Origin of the sequence: Paenibacillus sp. 79R4 (assembly GCF_013393165.1) — a bacterium.
Classification (GTDB): Bacteria; Bacillota; Bacilli; order Paenibacillales; family Paenibacillaceae; genus Fontibacillus.
The window spans coordinates 16,022-36,092 of the sequence record NZ_QJOT01000020.1 but is presented as its reverse complement, the minus strand read 5'-3'; the positions used below and the strand labels follow the sequence as shown (position 1 = coordinate 36,092).

Below are 20,071 nucleotides of genomic sequence, written 5' to 3'. Positions count from 1 at the left end.
CAATGGTGATAAACCTTGTTAAGGAGGGATGCTCCTTGTTGGATGTCAACAACTTCGAGTATATGAAAATCGGGCTTGCTTCCCCAGAGAAAATTCGTTCTTGGTCCCGCGGAGAAGTTAAAAAACCTGAAACAATTAACTATCGGACATTAAAACCGGAGAAGGAAGGGCTCTTCTGCGAGAAGATCTTCGGCCCAACCAAGGACTGGGAATGTCATTGCGGTAAATATAAAAGAGTTCGTTACAAAGGCGTCGTCTGCGATCGCTGCGGCGTTGAAGTAACGAGAGCGAAGGTTCGTCGCGAGCGGATGGGTCATATTGAACTGGCCGCTCCGGTGTCCCATATTTGGTATTTCAAAGGGATTCCAAGCCGTATGGGCTTGGCACTCGATATGTCGCCACGCTCTCTCGAAGAGATCATTTATTTTGCATCCTATGTTGTTACCGATCCAGGGGAGACTCCACTGGAGAAAAAGCAGCTGTTGTCCGAGAAAGAATACCGTAGCTACCGTGAGAAATATGGCTATGGATTCCAAGCCGGCATGGGTGCGGAAGCAGTTAAGGAATTGCTGCAGGATCTCGATATCGAGAAGGAAATGGACTTCCTCAAGGAAGAACTGCGTACAGCGCAAGGACAACGTCGTAACCGGGCGATCAAACGCCTTGAGGTTATCGAAGCATTCCGCAACTCCGGCAATAAGCCGGAATGGATGATTCTTGACGTGCTTCCGGTCATTCCGCCGGAGCTTCGTCCAATGGTTCAACTCGATGGCGGACGTTTCGCCACATCGGACTTGAACGATCTGTATCGCCGTGTTATTAACCGTAACAACCGTTTGAAGCGTCTGCTTGATCTTGGCGCTCCGGATATCATCGTTCAGAACGAGAAGCGGATGCTGCAAGAAGCGGTTGACGCCCTGATCGACAACGGCCGCCGTGGCCGTCCTGTAACCGGACCGGGCAACCGTCCGTTGAAATCCTTGAGCCATATGCTCAAAGGTAAACAGGGTCGTTTCCGTCAGAACCTGCTCGGTAAACGGGTTGACTATTCCGGTCGTTCCGTTATCGTCGTAGGACCTTATCTGAAGATGTATCAATGTGGTCTGCCGAAGGAAATGGCATTGGAGCTGTTCAAGCCATTTGTTATGAAAGAGCTGGTTAACAAAGGCCTGGCTCATAATATCAAGAGTGCAAAACGCAAAGTAGAACGCGTTAGCCCAGAGGTTTGGGATGTGCTCGAAGAAGTCATTAAGGAACATCCGGTTCTGCTTAACCGTGCGCCTACGCTTCACCGTCTCGGTATCCAAGCGTTTGAACCGATTCTTGTTGAAGGACGCGCTATTCGTCTTCACCCACTCGTATGTACGGCATATAACGCCGACTTCGACGGTGACCAGATGGCTGTGCACGTTCCGTTGTCCGCAGAAGCTCAAGCGGAAGCCCGGATTCTGATGCTCGCCTCAGGCAACATCCTGAACCCGAAAGACGGTAAGCCGGTTGTAACGCCTTCTCAGGATATGGTTCTCGGCTCCTACTATCTGACTGTAGATGACAAGGAAGCCAAAGGTACCGGTATGCTTCTGTCTTCTGTGAATGAGGCAGTCTCGGCATATCAACGCGGTACGGCATCCCTGCACGCTCGTGTAGCGATTCCGGCTAAAGCGCTGAACAAGACTTCATTTACTGAAAAACAACAAAGTGCATTGTTGATTACGACGGTAGGTAAGATTATCTTCAACGAAATCTTCCCGGCCAGCTTCCCGTATATTAACGAGGCAACTCGTACTAATCTGCTTGAGGGAACTCCAGATCATTACTTCATCCATGAGAAGGGTGCCAATGTTCAAGAGCGTCTCATGGGTGAGAAGTTGATGAGCGGGGTAGGTAAGGAATATCTTGGGGAAATTATCGGCCGTTGCTTTGAGATTTATCAGACGACGGAAACTTCGATAATTCTCGACAGAATCAAACAAACCGGCTTTACTTACTCGACGCGCGCAGGTGTTAGTATCGCGGTTGCCGACGTTGTCGTGCCTGATGCGAAACAGGACATTATGCGTGAGTCTGAAGATAAAGTACAAGTGATTACCAATCAATATCGCCGCGGCTTGATTACCGATGAAGAACGGTATGACCGCGTTATCGATATCTGGTCGAAGGCCAAGGATCAAATTACCGATGTCCTGATGAAATCCATGGATCGCTTCAACTCGATCATGCTCATGGTTGACTCTAAGGCGCGGGGGAATAAATCGCAGATCACCCAGCTCGGTGGTATGCGGGGTCTCATGGCTACGCCATCCGGCCGAATTTATGAACTGCCAATTAAAGCGAACTTCCGTGAAGGTCTGACGGTCTTGGAGTACTTTATTTCCACACACGGTGCGCGTAAAGGTCTGGCCGATACCGCACTTCGTACCGCTGACTCAGGTTATCTGACACGTCGTCTCGTTGACGTTGCGCAGGACGTAATCGTTCGCGAGGATGATTGCGGAACCGACAAAGGAATCACGGTTAGCCGGATTGAAGACGGCAAGGAGATCATCGAGAACCTGTATGACCGTATTGAAGGACGTTACTCCTTCGAGACGATCAAACATCCGGAATCCGGTGAGATTATCGTTCACCGCAATGAGCTGATCGATAGTGATAAGGCGAATGCGATCGTCAATGCAGGTGTTACGAAGCTGCAAATCCGTTCGGTGCTTAGCTGCCGCGCTCGTCATGGAGTATGTAAGAAATGTTATGGTCGTAACCTGGCTACTGGCAAACACGTTGAGATTGGTGAAGCGGTTGGTATTATCGCTGCTCAATCCATCGGTGAACCAGGGACCCAGCTTACCATGCGTACTTTCCATACCGGTGGTGTTGCCGGCGACGATATTACACAAGGTTTGCCGCGTATTCAGGAGCTCTTCGAAGCACGGAATCCGAAAGGGCAAGCTACGATCAGTGAAATCGATGGCGTCGTGAAAGAAATTCGCGAAGCTAAGGATCGCCGTGAGATCGAAGTGGATGGCGAAGCAGAAACCAAAACCTATTCGGTTACTTACGGTTCCCGTCTGCGCGTAAGCGAAGGACAGCATATTGAAGCTGGGGATGAACTGACCGACGGTTCGATTGACCCGAAGGAAATTCTGCGTATTAAAGGTATTCGCGGCGTACAGAACTACATTCTGCAGGAAGTACAACGCGTATATCGTAACCAGGGCGTAGAAATCAACGATAAGCACATTGAAGTTATGGTTAGACAAATGCTTCGCAAGATCCGTATTGTCGATTCTGGCGATACTACCCTCTTGCCAGGTTCATTCGTCGACCTGCATGAATATGAGAAAGCCAACAAAGAAGCGATCTTGTCTGGTCAAGAGCCTGCCGTGGCCAAACCGGTATTACTGGGGATCACCAAGGCTTCGCTTGAGACGGATTCCTTCTTGTCGGCAGCATCCTTCCAGGAGACAACTCGCGTCCTTACTGATGCGGCAATCAAGGGCAAAGTGGATAAACTGCTCGGCCTGAAAGAGAATGTCATCATCGGTAAGCTGATTCCGGCAGGTACTGGTATGAACCAGTATCGCAGTATTCAATTCGATGAGCCGGAAGGCAACGAGGCGAATGAGGAGAATCTGGAAACTGTATCTGTAGAGTAGTAGAACTAACACGCGTGATCCGGGCGGAATCATTCCGTTCGGATCACGATTTATATTTACGGAAGAGAAGCGGGTTATCGTGTTCTAAGAGAAGAAAATCAGCTAAGAAAAACATTGATACAAATTGCTTGACATCGCCTAACGAGAATGATAATATATCGTAGTGCGTGAGTACGGAATTCCCTGTGCTTTGGAGGACGATGATATGTCTTATGATAAAGGATTACAGGATGCTCATGTTAAAATCGGTACCAAGCAAACGATGCGTATCGTCGAGCTTGGACGAGCCGAGGAAGTATATGTAGCTGAAGATGCAGATCCACGTTTGAAATCGAAGATCATTGCGCTATGCACTCAACATGCGGTCAAGGTCACTTTGGTGGATACGATGCAAAATCTCGGCAAAGCCTGCGGGATTGAAGTTGGTGCGGCAATGGCTGCGGTTGTAAAACCATAGTTTGATAGGAATGTTTTTGCTGAAGGGATACCTTGACGGCAAAAACTTTTCATTTGTTCTTTTATGAACCGCCTGGGTCTGTGGGCTTAACAAAAAGGTTTGTAAAGAATGTTAAAGAATCGAGGAAGGGGGTGGCAACAACATGCCAACAATTAACCAATTAGTCCGTAAAGGACGTCAAGACAAGGTGTACAAATCTAAATCGCCAGCATTGCAAAGAGGTTATAACGCTCTTAAACGTGAAGCTACCGATCTTAGTTCCCCACAAAAACGTGGTGTTTGTACTCGTGTAGGTACGATGACTCCTAAGAAACCGAACTCCGCACTTCGTAAATATGCCCGTGTTCGTTTGACGAACCGTGTTGAGGTGACGGCTTACATTCCGGGGATCGGTCACAACTTGCAAGAACACAGCGTTGTTTTGATTCGTGGTGGACGGGTAAAAGACCTTCCGGGGGTACGTTATCACATCGTGCGCGGTGCGCTTGATACCGCTGGTGTTAACAACCGGATGCAAGCTCGTTCCAAGTATGGTGCTAAACGTCCAAAAGCTAAGAAATAATATTTCCGAAAAATAGGTTTGGACTAATAATGAAAGGGGGATAACTATGCCACGCAAAGGTCCAGTTACAAAAAGAGACGTATTGCCGGATCCGGTGTATAACAGCAAGCTTGTTACTCGCTTGATCAACCGCATTATGATCGATGGTAAGCGCGGTGTTGCACAAAGCATTCTGTACAATTCGTTCAACATCATTCAAGAACGTACGGGGAATGACCCGATGGAAGTGTTTGAAGCAGCGATTAAGAATATCATGCCTGTCCTGGAAGTTAAAGCTCGCCGTGTAGGTGGTGCTAACTACCAAGTGCCGATCGAAGTTAAACCGGAAAGACGTACTTCCTTAGGATTACGTTGGCTCGTAAACTACTCCCGCAACCGCGGCGAGAAGACTATGGAAGAGCGTTTGGCAGCAGAGATTATCGATGCTTCCAACAACACGGGTGCTTCCGTTAAGAAACGCGAAGACACGCATAAAATGGCTGAAGCGAACAAAGCGTTCGCACACTATCGTTGGTAGGATTCAGCAACTAATAATAAACTTCTATTTTGAAGGGAGAAAAATTGCATGGCAAGAGAGTTCTCCTTGAAAAATACACGTAACATCGGGATCATGGCGCATATTGACGCCGGTAAAACTACCACGACGGAACGTATCTTGTTCTACACCGGTATTAACCATAAGATTGGGGAGACTCATGAAGGCTCCGCGACGATGGACTGGATGGAGCAGGAACAAGAGCGCGGAATTACAATTACGTCCGCTGCTACGACCGCTGCTTGGAAGGGGCACCGCGTAAATATCATCGATACCCCGGGACACGTTGACTTCACAGTAGAAGTTGAACGTTCCCTGCGTGTATTGGACGGGGCAGTAGGCGTGTTCAGTGCGAAGGAAGGCGTAGAGCCTCAGTCTGAAACGGTTTGGAGACAGGCTGACAAATATAGCGTTCCTCGTATCGCTTATGTCAATAAAATGGATATTATCGGCGCAGATTATCTTAACGTAGTTAACGATATGCGCGAGCGTTTGCAGGCAAACGCAGTAGCTATCCAATTGCCTATCGGTGCTGAGAATGATTTTGTCGGTATTATCGACTTGATCGCTCAAAAAGCATATATGTACAAAGATGACTTAGGTCAAAATATCGAGGAAACTGAAATTCCTGCGGATTATGCAGCGAAAGTTGAAGAACTTCGTGCAGAATTGGTTGAGAAGGTTGCAGAACTTGATGAAGAATTGACTATGAAATACCTTGAAGGTGAAGAAATCACTGTTGAAGAACTTAAAGCAGCTCTTCGTAAAGGTGTAGTAGAAGTTAAGATCTTCCCGGTTGTGTGCGGTTCCTCTTATCGCAACAAAGGCATCCAGCTTATGCTTGATGCAGTCGTAGACTACTTGCCTGCGCCGGTCGATGTACCAAGCATTCAAGGTCACTTGGATGACGGTACCGAGGTTGAACGTCATTCTTCTGATGAAGAGCCGTTCTCCGCGCTTGCATTTAAGATTATGACAGACCCTTACGTTGGTAAGCTTACGTTCTTCCGTGTATACTCCGGTATTTTGCAATCCGGTTCGTATGTACTGAATGCAACGAAGAACAAGCGCGAACGTATTGGACGGATCCTGCAAATGCATGCTAACAGCCGTAAAGAGATCAGCGAAGTATACGCTGGTGATATCGCAGCAGCTGTTGGTTTGAAAGACACAGGAACTGGTGATACACTGTGTGATGAGAAGTCTCCAGTAATTCTGGAATCGATGAACTTCCCTGATCCGGTTATCGAAATCGCTGTTGAACCTAAGACAAAAGCGGACCAAGACAAGATGAGCGTTGCCCTCGGTAAATTGACTGAGGAAGACCCTACCCTTCGTGCTCATACGGACGAAGAGACAGGTCAAACGATCTTGGCTGGTATGGGTGAGCTTCACCTCGATATCATCATCGAGCGTATGCGCCGTGAGTTCAAGGTAGAGACCAATGTGGGTAAACCACAGGTTGCTTACCGTGAAACATTCAAGGTTCCTGCGCGTGTTGAAGGTAAATTCGTTCGCCAATCCGGTGGTCGTGGTCAATACGGTCACGTATGGGTTGAGTTCGAGCCGCTTGAAGCAGGTTCAGGCAACCAATTCGAGAGCAAGATTGTCGGTGGTTCGGTTCCTAGAGAATACATCGCACCTGCTCAACAAGGTATCGAAGAAGCAATGAAGAACGGTGTTCTCGCTGGTTTCCCTGTAGTGGACGTGAAGGCTACAATCGTAGACGGTTCGTACCATGACGTTGACTCCAGTGAAATGGCGTTTAAGATCGCTGGTTCCATGGCGCTTAAGGCTGCTAAGGAAAAAGCACAACCGGTTCTGCTTGAGCCAATCATGAAGGTTGAAGTTACTGTTCCGGAAGAGTACATGGGTGATGTTATGGGTATGCTGAACTCCCGTCGTGGCCGTATCGAAGGTATGGACTCACGTGGCGGCGCTCAAATCATCCGCGCGAAAGTGCCTCTTTCCGAAATGTTCGGTTACTCCACAACTCTTCGTTCCGGTACGCAAGGACGCGGCGTGTTCTCGATGGAATTGTCTCACTATGAAGAAGTTCCTCGTAACATCTCCGAAGAGATCGTATCGAAACACAAAGGTGCAGAATAATTTTCTGTATTTTCTAGCCGGGAGTAGATGACCTGAATAAGGATTTGCTCCCAGGTTAGTCCAACATATTAATCTTATTTTTAAGGAGGAAATGTTTAAAATGGCAAAGGCTAAATACGAACGTACAAAACCGCATGTTAACATCGGTACAATTGGTCACGTTGACCATGGTAAAACTACGCTGACTGCAGCGATCACAACTGTGTTGTCCAAAACTTATGGCGGTGCTGCTGTAGCATTCGATCAAATCGACAAAGCTCCAGAAGAGCGCGAACGTGGTATCACAATCTCCACTTCCCACGTTGAATATGAAACTCCTAACCGTCACTATGCACACGTTGACTGCCCAGGGCACGCCGACTATGTTAAAAACATGATCACTGGTGCTGCTCAAATGGACGGAGCAATCCTGGTTGTATCCGCAGCTGACGGCCCAATGCCGCAAACTCGCGAGCACATCCTGTTGTCCCGTAACGTAGGCGTTCCTTACATCGTTGTATTCTTGAACAAATGCGACATGGTTGAAGACGCTGAACTTCTTGAATTGGTTGAAATGGAAGTTCGTGACTTGCTGAACGAATATGAATTCCCAGGCGATGATACTCCAATCATCCATGGTTCCGCTCGTGAAGCTCTCATGAACCCAGACGGCGACTGGGCTAAGAAAATCGTTGAAATGTTCGAAATCATCGACGAGTACATTCCGCTTCCAGAGCGTCCAGTTGACAAGCCATTCCTTATGCCTGTCGAGGACGTATTCTCCATCACTGGCCGTGGTACAGTTGCTACAGGCCGTGTAGAGCGTGGTACTGTTAAAGTCGGCGACGAAATCGAAATCGTGGGTATCCGCGAAGAAACTAAGAAATCCGTCGTTACTGGCGTAGAAATGTTCCGTAAATTGCTTGATTCCGCTGAAGCAGGCGATAACATCGGTGCATTGCTCCGTGGTGTTGACCGTAACCAAATCGAACGCGGTCAAGTATTGGCAAAGCCAGCTTCCGTTAATCCGCATACTGAGTTTACCGCTCAAGTATACGTATTGACTAAAGAAGAAGGCGGACGTCATAAGCCTTTCTTCACTGGCTACCGTCCACAATTCTATTTCCGTACAACTGACGTTACAGGTGTTATCAACCTGCCAGAAGGTACTGAAATGGTTATGCCTGGCGACAACATCGAAGTTGCTGTTTCCCTGATCTCCCCAATCGCGATTGAAGAAGGAACTCGCTTCTCCATCCGTGAAGGCGGACGTACTGTTGGATCCGGCGCTGTTGTATCCATCAGCAAATAATTTAAGCTTATGCTTCTTAGAGACTCGTTCCTTATGGAACGAGTCTTTTTGCATGTATGGCCTGTTGGAGGATGTGACCGTGAGAGCAGCGAGAACAGCGGGTGGCGGTGAACAAGGGCGGGGATCTAGAATGGTAGCCCACGAGGTCAAGAAGCTATCAGAGGAAGCCGGATTTATAGCTGTACAAATCATGAACCAACTTTAGCAGCCCTTAAGAATGACAACAAAAGTATGGAGGTTGTTGCAGTTGCGTTGTAAGCAGTTGGTTTGGTCAGAAAATGAGCATCAGATTCAAGAAGAGATGTGTTTCTTCATATTATAGAGTTTGTGCAGCGCAGCTCGAATGAGCTTGCAACTGTGGAAATCCGAATTAAACATTCCTTTATATATAGAAGAAATCGGTTTGAACTGATGTCTCAGGCTGCCAGAACGGGAGGCACATCGAATGCGTCATCCCCAAAATCAAAGGATTCAGAATAATAAGATAAATATAATAAATTTTGCTTGCAATGAGCACAGCTTTTCTATATAATAATGAATGTTGTTCTGTGACGTTGCGATGAAGTGGGAGGTTACTGACACACCCGGCCCCTTTGCCATGGGTTAGGTGGTTGGAAAATTTCCATGGAGTATGTCCGATCTCAAATTGGGCGATAGAAGGAGGGAATAAAATGGCAAAGCAAAAAATTCGTATTCGTTTGAAAGCTTACGACCACAGAATTCTTGATCAATCCGCAGAGAAAATCGTTGAAACGGCAAAACGTTCGGGTGCTGGTGTATCTGGACCGATTCCGCTTCCAACCGAGAAACAAGTGATTACTATTCTCCGTGCGGTACACAAGTACAAGGATTCCCGGGAACAATTCGAAATGCGCACTCATAAGCGCTTGATCGATATTGTGAACCCGACTCCACAAACTGTGGATGCCTTGATGCGCTTGGACCTGCCGTCCGGTGTAGATATCGAGATTAAATTGTAATATCCATTTTTGAATGGAAACGAAAGAGGAAAAGAGGTGTCAACATGAAAGGTATCTTAGGGAAAAAGCTCGGGATGACTCAAGTATTTACCCCAGAAGGTAATGTCATTCCTGTTACAGTTATTGAAGCAAGCTCTAACGTAGTTCTGCAAAAGAAAGACGTAGAGAACGATGGCTATGAAGCGATCCAACTTGGCTACTCCGATAAGAAAGAAAGCAGAGTAACTAAGCCGGAAGCTGGTCATGCGAAAAAGGCAAATACAACGCCTAAGCGCTACGTTCGCGAAATTCGCGGTGTTGACTTGGCAGGATATGAAGTTGGCCAGGAGGTCAAAGTTGATATTTTTGCTGAGGGCGAATTTGTTGACGTAACAGGTATTTCGAAGGGTAAAGGTTTCCAAGGCGTAATTAAACGCTGGGGACAAAGCCGCGGCCCTATGGCTCACGGTTCCCGTTATCATCGTAGACCTGGTTCCATGGGTTCCATCCAAGCAAACCGTGTTCCTAAAGGCAAACGTCTTCCAGGACATATGGGTAGCGAAACTGTAACGATTCAAAAGCTTGAAATCGTGAAGGTTGATGCAGAACGTAATGTACTGCTCGTTAAAGGTTCGATCCCAGGTCCTAAAAATAGTTTCGTAAAAGTTAAAGAAACCATCAAAAAATAATTAACTGAAGAAAGGAGGAACAAAAAATGCCAAAAGTAGCAGTTTTTAATGTTAGCGGTAGCCAAGTTGGCGAGGTAGAATTGAACGATGCAGTATTCGGTATCGAACCGAACACTCATGTGCTTCATGAAGCTGTTGTTATGCAACGCGCTTCCCTTCGCTTTGGTACCCATAAAGTAAAAGGACGCTCCGAAGTTCGCGGCGGTGGTCGTAAACCTTGGAAGCAAAAAGGAACAGGACGTGCCCGTCAAGGTTCGATCCGTTCTCCGCAATGGGTTGGTGGCGGTATCGTATTCGGACCGACTCCACGCAGCTATGCTTACAAATTGCCGAAAAAAGTTCGTCGTCTGGCGATCAAATCGGCTTTGTCTGCTAAAGTTATCGATCAGGACATTATCGTACTTGATGCTTTGAGCTTGAATGCACCTAAGACTAAAGAATTTGCTGCCATCTTGAACAACCTGAAGGTTGATCGCAAGGCGCTTGTTGTAGCTCCTAGCTATGACGACAATGTAGCACTTTCCGCTCGTAATATCCCTGGTGTTAAATTTGTAGCAGCTGACGGCATTAATGTTCTTGACGTGCTCTCGCACGACAAACTGATCATTACGAAGGAAGCAGTTCAGAAGGTAGAGGAGGTGCTCGCGTAATGAAAGATCCTCGTGATATTATTAAGCGTCCGGTAATCACAGAACGTACTGCTGATTACATGAACGAACTTAAATATGTGTTCGAAGTCGACATTCGTGCCAACAAGACCGAAATTAAAAAAGCGGTTGAAGAGATCTTCAAAGTTAAAGTGAGCAATGTGAATACTCTGCGTGTTCCTGGCAAGCCAAAACGTTATGGACGTCATTTCGGTTATACTCCGGAATGGAAGAAAGCGTTCGTGACTTTGACTCCGGACAGCAAACCGCTCGAATTTTTTGAATCGGTATAAAATTGTCTAAAGTAAGGAGGGAAATCTAGTGCCTATCAAAAAGTATAAACCGACATCTCCGGCAAGACGTGGAATGTCCGTATCGACATTCGAAGAAATCACCACAGATACTCCGGAGAAATCCTTGCTTGCGCCACTGAGCAAAACAGCTGGTCGCAACAACCAAGGTAAAATTACTGTGCGTCACCATGGCGGTGGACACAAACGTAAATATCGTATCATCGACTTCAAACGGAACAAAGATGGAATTCCAGGCCGCGTTGCTACTATCGAGTACGACCCGAACCGGACTTCTAACATCGCTTTGATCAACTATGCTGACGGTGAAAAACGCTACATTATTGCTCCACAAGGGCTTAAAGTAGGCGACGTTATCGAGTCTGGCGTAGGTTCCGACATCAAAATCGGAAACTCACTTCCACTTGAGAACATCCCGGTGGGTACAGTTATCCACAACATCGAGCTGAAACCAGGTAAAGGCGGACAACTCGTTCGTGCTGCCGGTACTGAAGCTCAATTGCTCGGTAAAGAAGACAAATACGTAACCGTTCGTCTTTCTTCTGGCGAAATGCGTAAAATTCTTAAAGTTTGCCGCGCTACAATCGGTTCTGTAGGTAATGCAGACCATGAATTGATCAAGATCGGTAAAGCGGGCCGCAATCGCTGGAAGGGCCAACGTCCTGAAGTTCGCGGTGTTGTTATGAACCCTAACGATCACCCTCATGGTGGTGGTGAAGGTCGTGCTCCGATCGGCCGTAAATCGCCATTGTCTCCTTGGGGCAAACCAACCCTTGGTTACAAGACGCGTAAAAAAGGCAAAGCATCTGATAAGTATATCGTTCGTGGCCGCACGAAGTAATCCGCGCCTCGCGGATCACTTCACGGCAGTGAATTATAGTTCGAAACAAGCAGTATGAAGGGAGGATATTAAATGAGCCGTAGTCTTAAAAAAGGACCTTTTATTGACGGATATATGTTGAAAAAGGTGGAAGAAGCGAGCGCATCGAACAAGAAAGTGGTTATTAAAACTTGGTCGCGCCGTTCGACAATTTTCCCACAATTCATCGGCCATACTTTTGGTGTATACGACGGACGCAAACACGTACCTGTATACGTAACAGAGGACATGGTAGGACATAAACTTGGTGAATTTGCTCCAACCCGTACCTACAAAGGTCATACGGATGACGACAAGAAAACGAGACGCTAAACGATAAGTTCTTCGTTTGAGAGGAGGTAACAACACATGGAAGCTAAAGCACATGTAAAGTCTGTTCGCATTGCTCCCCGCAAAGCTCAACTCGTAGTTGACTTGATCCGTGGTAAGCAAGTTGGCGAAGCGATCGCAATTCTCCGCCATACTCCAAAGGGCGCATCCCCGATCTTGGAGAAGCTTCTGAATTCGGCGATTGCTAATGCTGAACACAACTATTCTATGGATGTAAATAAATTGGTTATTACGCAAGCTTACGTAAACCAAGGTCCGACAATGAAACGTTTCCGCCCTCGTGCAATGGGACGTGCTAGCCGGATCAACAAACGCACAAGCCACATTACTTTGGTGGTATCCGAAAAATAAGGAGGGAAAACGTGTGGGCCAAAAGGTAAATCCGGTCGGATTACGAGTAGGGATTATCCGTGATTGGGAATCCAAATGGTATGCAGGCAAAGATTTCGGTGATCTCTTGCTTGAAGACGTTAAAATTCGTGAACACCTGAAGAATAAATTGAAAGACTCCGCAGTATCTCGCATTGAAATCGAGAGAGCGGCTAATCGTGTGAATGTGACGATCCACACTGCGAAACCAGGTATGGTTATCGGTAAAGGTGGTTCGGAAGTTGAAAATCTGCGTAATGAAATTACGAAGATCGCAGGTGGCAAGAAGGTTCACATCAATATTTCTGAAATTAAACACCCTGATCTTGACGCAATTCTCGTTGCTGAGAGCATCGCACAACAATTGGAACGTCGTGTTTCTTTCCGTCGTGCTTTGAAGCAAGCAATCCAAAGAACTATGCGTTCAGGAGCGAAAGGGATTAAGACAGCAGTCAGCGGTCGTCTCGGCGGTGCTGAAATTGCTCGTACAGAGGGCTACAGTGAAGGAACTGTTCCACTTCATACGCTCCGCGCCGACATCGATTACGGTACGGCAGAAGCACATACGACTTATGGACGTATTGGCGTGAAAGTATGGATCTATCGTGGAGAGGTTCTTCCTACGGCTAAGAAACAACCAGCTGCTCAGGAAGGAGGCAACTAATCATGTTGGTACCAAAACGTGTAAAACACCGCAAGCAACAACGCGGTAGTCTGAGAGGCCAAGCAAAAGGCGGCACTGAATTGAACTTCGGTGAATACGGTCTGCAAGCTCTTGAGCCAACTTGGATTACAAACCGTCAAATTGAAGCAGCGCGTATTGCAATGACGCGTTATATCAAACGGGGCGGTAAAGTATGGATTAAAATTTTCCCTGACAAGCCGATTACTCAAAAGCCTCTTGAAGTTCGGATGGGTAGCGGTAAAGGTAACGTAGAGAAGTGGGTTGCAGTTGTGAAACCGGGTAAGATCATGTTTGAACTTGCCGGTGTATCGGAGGAAATTGCTCGTGAAGCTATGCGTCTTGCCGCTCACAAACTGCCAATCAAGACTAAGTTTGTGAAACGTGAAGAATTGGGTGGTGAAGCAAATGAAAGCTAATGAACTTCGCAACTTAACCACTGCTGAGATTGAACAAAAAGTTGCAGGATTTAAAGAAGAACTCTTTAACCTCCGTTTTCAATTGGCTACTGGCCAGCTTGATAACCCGACTCGGATCCGTGATGTGCGTAAGGAAATAGCTCGTGCTAAAACCGTATTACGTCAAAGAGAACTTGGGATTAGCTAATATTGCGCCTGGCTCGGACCAAGCGCGAATGTTCAGGAAGGAGGCTAACCATGAGCGAACGTAACGCCCGTAAAGTGCAAATTGGTAAAGTCGTAAGCGACAAAATGGATAAGACCATTGTTGTAGCAGTAGAAACCTACAAGAAACATGACCTTTATCATAAACGCATGAAATATACGAAGAAATTTAAAGCGCATGATGAAAATAACACAGCTAAAATCGGTGATACTGTTAAAATTGCTGAAACACGTCCGTTGTCTAAAGACAAGCGCTGGAGACTCGTTGAAGTTGTCGAAAAAGCAATTGTTATTTAATAGCACCGTAGTTTCGATTGAAGGGAGGATATAACGATGATTCAACCATTTACACGTTTGAATGTGGCTGATAACTCTGGCGCGAAGGAACTGATGTGCATTCGCGTTTTGGGTGGTACTGGTCGTCGCACAGCACAAATTGGCGATTTGATCGTTTGTTCTGTGAAACAAGCAACACCAGGCGGCGTTGTCAAAAAAGGTGATGTAGTCAGAGCGGTTGTTGTTCGTACAAAACGTTCCGTACGTCGTAAAGACGGTTCTTACATCGCGTTTGATGAGAACGCAGCGGTAGTTGTTAAAGAAGACAAGAGCCCACGTGGTACTCGTATTTTTGGACCAGTTGCCCGCGAACTTCGCGATAAAGACTTTATGAAAATCGTTTCCTTGGCTCCGGAAGTTATCTAATAAAGATAGCGTATCCCAGTGGTACGTTAAGCTGTGCGAAACAGGAGGTGTAAATAGATGCCTAGATTGAAAAAGATTTTGGAATCCCACAACAATAAGCTTCATGTTAAGAAGGATGACACGGTTATCGTGATCTCCGGTAAAGACAAAGGCAAAAAAGGCCGCGTCATCGCCGCTTATCCTCGTGAGAACCGCGTTCTTGTGGAAGGCGTGAACATGGTGAAGAAACACCAAAAGCCGAACCAATTGAATCCACAAGGCGGCATTATCGAGAAGGAAGCTCCGATTCATGTATCGAACGTAATGCACGTTGATCCTAAGAGCGGAAAAGTAACTCGTATCGGTTACAAAGTATTGGACAACGGCAAGAAGGTTCGTGTAGCTAAGAAGTCCGGTGAAGTGATCGATTAATCCAGGAATGATAAGAAAGGAGGTCCATGATTCATGGCAGCTAGATTAAAAGAACGCTATTTGAACGAAGTAACACCTGCTTTGATTCAAAAATTCAACTACTCTACAGTGATGCAAGTGCCGAAAGTTGAGAAAGTAGTTATCAACATGGGTGTTGGTGATGCTGTTGCTAACTCGAAGGTGCTTGACTCTGCAGTTAATGATATGCAACTTATCGCTGGTCAAAAGCCAGTAATCACTCGCGCTAAGAAATCCATCGCTGGTTTCAAACTCCGTGAGAACATGCCAATCGGTGTGAAGGTAACTCTTCGCGGCGAACGCATGTATTATTTCCTCGACAAATTGTTCAACGTAACGCTTCCACGCGTTCGTGACTTCCACGGCGTATCGAACAAAGCGTTTGATGGACGCGGTAACTACACACTTGGTCTTAAGGAACAATTGATCTTCCCTGAGATCGAGTATGACAAAGTAGACAAAGTACGTGGTATGGATATCGTTATCGTTACAACAGCTAAAACGGACGAAGAGTCCCGCGAGCTGCTTACAGGGCTCGGAATGCCATTTGTTAAATAATAAATGGCATAACAGCTCCGAAATTATTTAGGAGGTGTCAGGTTCAGTGGCAAAAACTTCAATGAAAGTTAAACAACAACGTGCGCCAAAATTCAAAGTGCGGGCTTATACTCGCTGCGAACGTTGTGGTCGTCCACACTCAGTATTGCAAAAGTTTAAAATCTGCAGAATTTGCTTCCGCGAATTAGCATATAAAGGCCAGATCCCTGGCGTTAAGAAGGCAAGCTGGTAAACCATCAACAACGGGAAGGAGGTTTCATGAATGAACATTTCAGATCCAATTGCAGATATGCTTACACGTATTCGTAATGCGAACACAGTTCGTCACGAGACGGTGGAAATGCCTGCATCCACGATCAAGAAACAAATCGCTGAGATCTTGAAACGCGAAGGTTTCATCCGTGATGCGGAGTATATCGATGATAATAAACAAGGGATCATTCGTGTTTTCTTGAAATACGGATCCAACAACGAGCGCGTTATTACTGGTTTGAAAAGAATCAGTAAACCAGGTCTTCGCGTCTATACAAAGAGCAACGAAGTTCCTCGCGTTCTCGGCGGCTTGGGTATCGCGATTATCTCTACTTCCAAGGGAGTTATGACCGACAAGGAAGCTCGTCAAGCGAAAGCCGGCGGAGAAGTTCTCTGCTACGTTTGGTAATTAACGTCACAAAACAAGGAGGTGCAGCAAATGTCACGTATTGGTCGCAAACCAATTACAGTACCTAGTGGTGTGGATGTCACACTTAATAATAGCGTCATTACAGTGAAGGGCCCTAAAGGCACTTTGACTCGTGAGATTCATAAGGACATTAAGGTAACGGTTGAAGACAACCAAATCCTCGTAGAACGTCCTTCTGATAATAAATTGCATCGTTCTCTGCACGGTACTACTCGCAGTGTAGTGAGCAACATGGTGAGCGGGGTAACTGAAGGTTATTCCAAAACTCTTGAACTAGTTGGTGTCGGATACCGCGCAAGCAAATCCGGCGAGAAACTGGTACTCAACGTGGGTTACTCCCATCCGGTAGAAATCACTCCGGAAGCAGGAATCGAATTTGAAGTCCCTGCCAACACAAAGATCATCGTTAAAGGGATCAACAAAGAACGCGTAGGCGAATATGCTGCGAAAGTTCGTGCTGTACGTGCACCTGAGCCTTACAAAGGTAAAGGTATTAAGTACGAAGGCGAACGTATTATTCGTAAAGAAGGTAAAGCTGGTAAGAAGAAATAATGTTTCTTCTTATTGTGCTTGCCTGAGGGTAGCATAATCGAAATGGTTTGAAGGTAAACCGAAGGGAGTGAAATGAAAGTCATGATCACTAAAGGCGATAAGAATAAAGCACGTCTGAAAAGACATCTGCGTGTACGTAAAAAAGTGACTGGTACGGCTGAACGTCCAAGACTGAACGTATTCCGTTCCTCCAAACACATCTATGCTCAATTGATCGATGATGTGGCTGGTGTAACGATCGTATCCGCTTCGACAGTTGAAAAAGAACTGAACGGTGAAATCAAGAACGGCGCTAACGTTGAATCCGCACGTAAAGTTGGAGAAATGATCGCTAAGCGTGCACAAGAGCAAGGCAAGAAAGTTGTGGTATTCGACCGCGGCGGTTACTTGTATCATGGACGAATTCAAGCTTTGGCAGAAGCAGCTCGTGAAGCAGGTCTTGAATTCTAAAATATTTATAAAAGGAGGTAAATCACTTGCGTGTAGATCCGAACACTTTAGAACTGACTGAAAGAGTAGTACACATTAACCGTGTTGCTAAAGTAGTTAAAGGCGGACGTCGTTTTAGCTTCAGCGCACTGGTAGTTGTCGGTGACGGCAAAGGCTGGGTTGGTGCTGGTATCGGTAAAGCTGGCGAGGTTCCAGATGCGATTCGCAAAGGTATTGACGATGCGAAGAAAAATCTTATCTACGTACCAATCGTAGGGACTACAATCCCTCACTTGGTAACTGGACGTTTTGGCGCTGGTAGCGTTCTGTTGAAACCAGCATCAGAAGGTACAGGAGTTATCGCCGGTGGTCCTGTTCGTGCGGTTCTCGAACTTGCAGGCGTAGGCGACATTCTTACAAAATCTTTAGGTTCTTCGAATTCCATCAACATGGTCAACGCGACTTTGGAGGGTCTTTCCCGTCTGAAACGCGCTGAAGATGTTGCGAAATTACGCGGTAAATCCGTCGAAGAACTACTCGGTTAAGGAGGGAATTCTCATGGCTAAATTGCAAATTACCCTCGTGCGTAGTTTGATCGGACGTCCGGAGAACCAACGTACTACCGTGAAAACATTGGGACTTCGCAAAATTAACCAAACCGTGGTTCATACTGATAATCCTGCTATTCGTGGCATGGTTAACCAAGTAAGCCATCTGGTTAAGGTTCAAGAGATTGCGGAGTAATCTGAAGCGATAACTGCATTCAGTACTAACTGATCCGCATAAAGCGGGTTAACGTTATGGGCTAATGCCAACAATAAATAAGGAGGTGCAACGAACGATGAAGTTACATGAGCTTTCCTCAGCTGCTGGTTCCCGTCACGAACGCAAACGCGTTGGCCGCGGTACTGGTAGCGGTATGGGTAAAACATCTACGCGTGGTCACAAAGGTCAAAACGCTCGTTCCGGCGGTGGTGTTCGTCCGGGCTTCGAAGGCGGTCAAAACCCGTTGTATCGTCGCTTGCCAAAACGCGGATTTATCAATCCGACGCGGAAAGAGTATGCGATTGTGAACATCGAGGAACTTAACAGCTTTGCGGCGGGTACAGAGGTTACTCCTGAACTGTTGATGGATCAAGGTATCGTGAAAAACGCTAAAAGCGGCATCAAGATTCTTGGCAACGGTGAAGTTACTGTCAAATTGACGGTTAAAGCTAATAAGTTCTCTCAATCTGCGGTAGAGAAAATCGAGGCTGCCGGCGGTAAAACCGAGGTGATCTAATGTTTAAAACCATTAAGAACATTTGGCACGTGAAGGACCTGCGCACACGTATTCTGTTTACATTGTTTATCTTTATCATCTATCGGATCGGATCCTTCGTTCCGGTTCCGGGTGTTGATACCCGGGTGTTTGAGACGGTCAACAATGCAGGAAGCGACTTGTTCGGGTTCCTGAACACCTTCTCGGGCGGTGCTCTCAAGAATTTCTCCATCTTTGCGCTCGGGATCATGCCGTATATTACGGCGTCCATTATTGTTCAACTACTCTCTATGGATGTCATTCCGAAATTTGCGGAATGGGCGAAGCAAGGGGAGTATGGCAAGAAGAAAATGGCCCAGATTACCCGCTACGGTACGGTAGTTCTGGCATTGATTCAAGCGTTTGCGACTTCGATCGGATTCAACCGCTTGTATGGTACTGAGATGGTGCCTAACGCAACATTTGCGAATTATCTTGTCATCGCTATCGTGTTGACAGCAGGTACTTCGTTCTTGATGTGGCTTGGTGAGCAGATTACGGACAAAGGGATCGGCAACGGGATTTCGCTGATTATCTTTGCCGGGATCGTCGCTGCGTTCCCGTCTCATATCCAGAGTATTGCCCGCTCCGAATTTATCGTTGAAGGACAAACCTTCATGAATGTGGTAAAGGCGATTGCAATCATATTGGTCTGCGTACTTATCGTTATTGGTGTAATTTACATCCAACAAGCGATTCGTAAAATTCCAGTGCAATATGCTAAGCGCGTGGTGGGCAATAAGATGTATGGTGGCCAGAATACACATATTCCGCTGAAGATTAACTCGGCGGGCGTTATTCCAGTCATCTTTGCTGTCTCGCTTCTGCAATTCCCGGTTATCATTGCCAGCTTCTGGTCAACTCATGGCTGGGCACGCTGGGTGAGCCAGAACCTCGCTATTGACCATGCATTAGGTATGGTGCTTTATGTTGTGATGATTATCGGATTCACGTTCTTCTACACCTTCGTGCAGATGAACCCGCAGCAGCTTGCTGAGAACATGAAGAAAAATGGCGGATTTATTCCGGGCATTCGTCCGGGTAAAGCGACACAAACGTATTTGACACGGGTATTGACGCGTCTGACAATGACAGGAGCTCTGTTCCTGGCTGTGATTTCAATTCTTCCAGTTGGTTTGGGCGCTTTGGCTAACCTGCCTAAGACTGTACAAATCGGCGGAACCTCGATTCTGATCGTAATTGGTGTTGCACTGGATACGATGAAGACGATTGAGGGACAATTGATTAAGCGGCACTATAAAGGCTTTATTAATAAATAGTAGATAGGTACCAGGCCGAGTTTGAACTTTAGCTCTCCTGGCGCC

29 protein-coding genes are annotated in these 20,071 nt (G+C 46.5%); all 29 read left to right on the top strand.

The window, feature by feature from the left end; all coding sequences use genetic code 11:
- Positions 1 to 35 precede the first annotated feature (35 nt).
- The 29 genes from rpoC to secY all read left to right on the top strand — a co-directional run bounded on the left by rpoC (position 36) and on the right by secY (position 20,026).
- The gene (gene rpoC / locus DMN77_RS21065) at positions 36 to 3,650 is read left to right on the top strand and encodes a DNA-directed RNA polymerase subunit beta' (RefSeq protein WP_068779095.1); all 3,615 of its coding nucleotides are present in this window, start codon (positions 36 to 38) and stop codon (positions 3,648 to 3,650) included.
- Positions 3,651 to 3,855: 205 nt separating this feature from the next.
- Positions 3,856 to 4,107, top strand: a complete 252-nt coding sequence (locus DMN77_RS21060; RefSeq protein WP_068779096.1) for a ribosomal L7Ae/L30e/S12e/Gadd45 family protein — start codon at positions 3,856 to 3,858, stop codon at positions 4,105 to 4,107.
- Between the two features lie 142 nt (positions 4,108 to 4,249).
- Entirely contained in the window at positions 4,250 to 4,669 is a 420-nt protein-coding gene (gene rpsL / locus DMN77_RS21055) for a 30S ribosomal protein S12 (RefSeq protein WP_068779097.1), read from the top strand.
- Between the two features lie 46 nt (positions 4,670 to 4,715).
- On the top strand, positions 4,716 to 5,186 hold the full coding sequence (gene rpsG / locus DMN77_RS21050) for a 30S ribosomal protein S7 (RefSeq protein ID WP_068779098.1): 471 nt from the start codon (positions 4,716 to 4,718) through the stop codon (positions 5,184 to 5,186).
- 48 nt (positions 5,187 to 5,234) lie between these two features.
- Positions 5,235 to 7,313, top strand: a complete 2,079-nt coding sequence (fusA, locus tag DMN77_RS21045; protein ID WP_068779099.1) for an elongation factor G — start codon at positions 5,235 to 5,237, stop codon at positions 7,311 to 7,313.
- 100 nt (positions 7,314 to 7,413) lie between these two features.
- Entirely contained in the window at positions 7,414 to 8,604 is a 1,191-nt protein-coding gene (gene tuf, locus DMN77_RS21040; RefSeq protein WP_068779100.1) for an elongation factor Tu, read from the top strand.
- A gap of 79 nt (positions 8,605 to 8,683) precedes the next feature.
- Positions 8,684 to 8,809 (top strand): hypothetical protein, encoded by a 126-nt coding sequence (locus tag DMN77_RS24055; protein WP_256872519.1) that lies wholly within the window; start codon positions 8,684 to 8,686, stop codon positions 8,807 to 8,809.
- A 466-nt stretch (positions 8,810 to 9,275) separates the two neighbouring features.
- Entirely contained in the window at positions 9,276 to 9,584 is a 309-nt protein-coding gene (rpsJ, locus tag DMN77_RS21035) for a 30S ribosomal protein S10 (protein ID WP_006676490.1), read from the top strand.
- A gap of 44 nt (positions 9,585 to 9,628) precedes the next feature.
- Complete coding sequence (gene rplC / locus DMN77_RS21030; RefSeq protein WP_068779101.1) at positions 9,629 to 10,252, top strand: 50S ribosomal protein L3; 624 nt, start codon at positions 9,629 to 9,631, stop codon at positions 10,250 to 10,252.
- A 26-nt stretch (positions 10,253 to 10,278) separates the two neighbouring features.
- Entirely contained in the window at positions 10,279 to 10,902 is a 624-nt protein-coding gene (rplD, locus tag DMN77_RS21025; protein ID WP_068779102.1) for a 50S ribosomal protein L4, read from the top strand.
- Entirely contained in the window at positions 10,902 to 11,192 is a 291-nt protein-coding gene (gene rplW, locus DMN77_RS21020; protein ID WP_068779103.1) for a 50S ribosomal protein L23, read from the top strand. The genes rplD and rplW overlap by 1 nt, the downstream gene beginning before the upstream one ends.
- A gap of 28 nt (positions 11,193 to 11,220) precedes the next feature.
- Entirely contained in the window at positions 11,221 to 12,051 is an 831-nt protein-coding gene (gene rplB / locus DMN77_RS21015; RefSeq protein ID WP_068779104.1) for a 50S ribosomal protein L2, read from the top strand.
- A gap of 72 nt (positions 12,052 to 12,123) precedes the next feature.
- Positions 12,124 to 12,402: a 30S ribosomal protein S19 gene (gene rpsS, locus DMN77_RS21010; protein WP_068779105.1), complete on the top strand. Its 279-nt coding sequence runs from the start codon at positions 12,124 to 12,126 to the stop codon at positions 12,400 to 12,402.
- A gap of 36 nt (positions 12,403 to 12,438) precedes the next feature.
- On the top strand, positions 12,439 to 12,771 hold the full coding sequence (rplV, locus tag DMN77_RS21005; protein ID WP_068779106.1) for a 50S ribosomal protein L22: 333 nt from the start codon (positions 12,439 to 12,441) through the stop codon (positions 12,769 to 12,771).
- 13 nt (positions 12,772 to 12,784) lie between these two features.
- Positions 12,785 to 13,453, top strand: a complete 669-nt coding sequence (rpsC, locus tag DMN77_RS21000; RefSeq protein WP_068779107.1) for a 30S ribosomal protein S3 — start codon at positions 12,785 to 12,787, stop codon at positions 13,451 to 13,453.
- A 2-nt stretch (positions 13,454 to 13,455) separates the two neighbouring features.
- Positions 13,456 to 13,890: a 50S ribosomal protein L16 gene (rplP, locus tag DMN77_RS20995; RefSeq protein ID WP_019635775.1), complete on the top strand. Its 435-nt coding sequence runs from the start codon at positions 13,456 to 13,458 to the stop codon at positions 13,888 to 13,890.
- The gene (gene rpmC, locus DMN77_RS20990; RefSeq protein ID WP_068779108.1) at positions 13,880 to 14,077 is read left to right on the top strand and encodes a 50S ribosomal protein L29; all 198 of its coding nucleotides are present in this window, start codon (positions 13,880 to 13,882) and stop codon (positions 14,075 to 14,077) included. Before rplP ends, rpmC begins: the two co-directional genes overlap by 11 nt.
- 50 nt (positions 14,078 to 14,127) lie before the next feature.
- Entirely contained in the window at positions 14,128 to 14,391 is a 264-nt protein-coding gene (gene rpsQ, locus DMN77_RS20985; RefSeq protein WP_068779109.1) for a 30S ribosomal protein S17, read from the top strand.
- A 36-nt stretch (positions 14,392 to 14,427) separates the two neighbouring features.
- Positions 14,428 to 14,796, top strand: coding sequence for a 50S ribosomal protein L14 (gene rplN, locus DMN77_RS20980; protein WP_068779110.1), 369 nt, complete (start codon positions 14,428 to 14,430; stop codon positions 14,794 to 14,796).
- A 57-nt stretch (positions 14,797 to 14,853) separates the two neighbouring features.
- Positions 14,854 to 15,207, top strand: a complete 354-nt coding sequence (gene rplX / locus DMN77_RS20975; RefSeq protein WP_018753983.1) for a 50S ribosomal protein L24 — start codon at positions 14,854 to 14,856, stop codon at positions 15,205 to 15,207.
- Positions 15,208 to 15,240: 33 nt separating this feature from the next.
- The gene (gene rplE, locus DMN77_RS20970; RefSeq protein ID WP_068779111.1) at positions 15,241 to 15,783 is read left to right on the top strand and encodes a 50S ribosomal protein L5; all 543 of its coding nucleotides are present in this window, start codon (positions 15,241 to 15,243) and stop codon (positions 15,781 to 15,783) included.
- Between the two features lie 46 nt (positions 15,784 to 15,829).
- Positions 15,830 to 16,015 carry a type Z 30S ribosomal protein S14 gene (locus DMN77_RS20965; protein WP_010348808.1) on the top strand — a complete coding sequence of 62 codons (186 nt, stop codon included), beginning with the start codon at positions 15,830 to 15,832 and terminating at the stop codon, positions 16,013 to 16,015.
- Positions 16,016 to 16,045: 30 nt separating this feature from the next.
- Positions 16,046 to 16,444, top strand: a complete 399-nt coding sequence (gene rpsH, locus DMN77_RS20960) for a 30S ribosomal protein S8 (protein WP_068779112.1) — start codon at positions 16,046 to 16,048, stop codon at positions 16,442 to 16,444.
- A 30-nt stretch (positions 16,445 to 16,474) separates the two neighbouring features.
- Positions 16,475 to 17,017, top strand: a complete 543-nt coding sequence (gene rplF, locus DMN77_RS20955) for a 50S ribosomal protein L6 (protein ID WP_179016228.1) — start codon at positions 16,475 to 16,477, stop codon at positions 17,015 to 17,017.
- Between the two features lie 81 nt (positions 17,018 to 17,098).
- Complete coding sequence (rplR, locus tag DMN77_RS20950; protein WP_068779114.1) at positions 17,099 to 17,467, top strand: 50S ribosomal protein L18; 369 nt, start codon at positions 17,099 to 17,101, stop codon at positions 17,465 to 17,467.
- Between the two features lie 26 nt (positions 17,468 to 17,493).
- The gene (gene rpsE, locus DMN77_RS20945; protein ID WP_068779115.1) at positions 17,494 to 17,991 is read left to right on the top strand and encodes a 30S ribosomal protein S5; all 498 of its coding nucleotides are present in this window, start codon (positions 17,494 to 17,496) and stop codon (positions 17,989 to 17,991) included.
- Between the two features lie 13 nt (positions 17,992 to 18,004).
- Positions 18,005 to 18,190 carry a 50S ribosomal protein L30 gene (rpmD, locus tag DMN77_RS20940; protein WP_068779116.1) on the top strand — a complete coding sequence of 62 codons (186 nt, stop codon included), beginning with the start codon at positions 18,005 to 18,007 and terminating at the stop codon, positions 18,188 to 18,190.
- 97 nt (positions 18,191 to 18,287) lie between these two features.
- Complete coding sequence (rplO, locus tag DMN77_RS20935; protein WP_127002982.1) at positions 18,288 to 18,728, top strand: 50S ribosomal protein L15; 441 nt, start codon at positions 18,288 to 18,290, stop codon at positions 18,726 to 18,728.
- Positions 18,728 to 20,026 (top strand): preprotein translocase subunit SecY, encoded by a 1,299-nt coding sequence (gene secY / locus DMN77_RS20930; RefSeq protein WP_179016227.1) that lies wholly within the window; start codon positions 18,728 to 18,730, stop codon positions 20,024 to 20,026. The genes rplO and secY overlap by 1 nt, the downstream gene beginning before the upstream one ends.
- Positions 20,027 to 20,071: the final 45 nt, after the last annotated feature.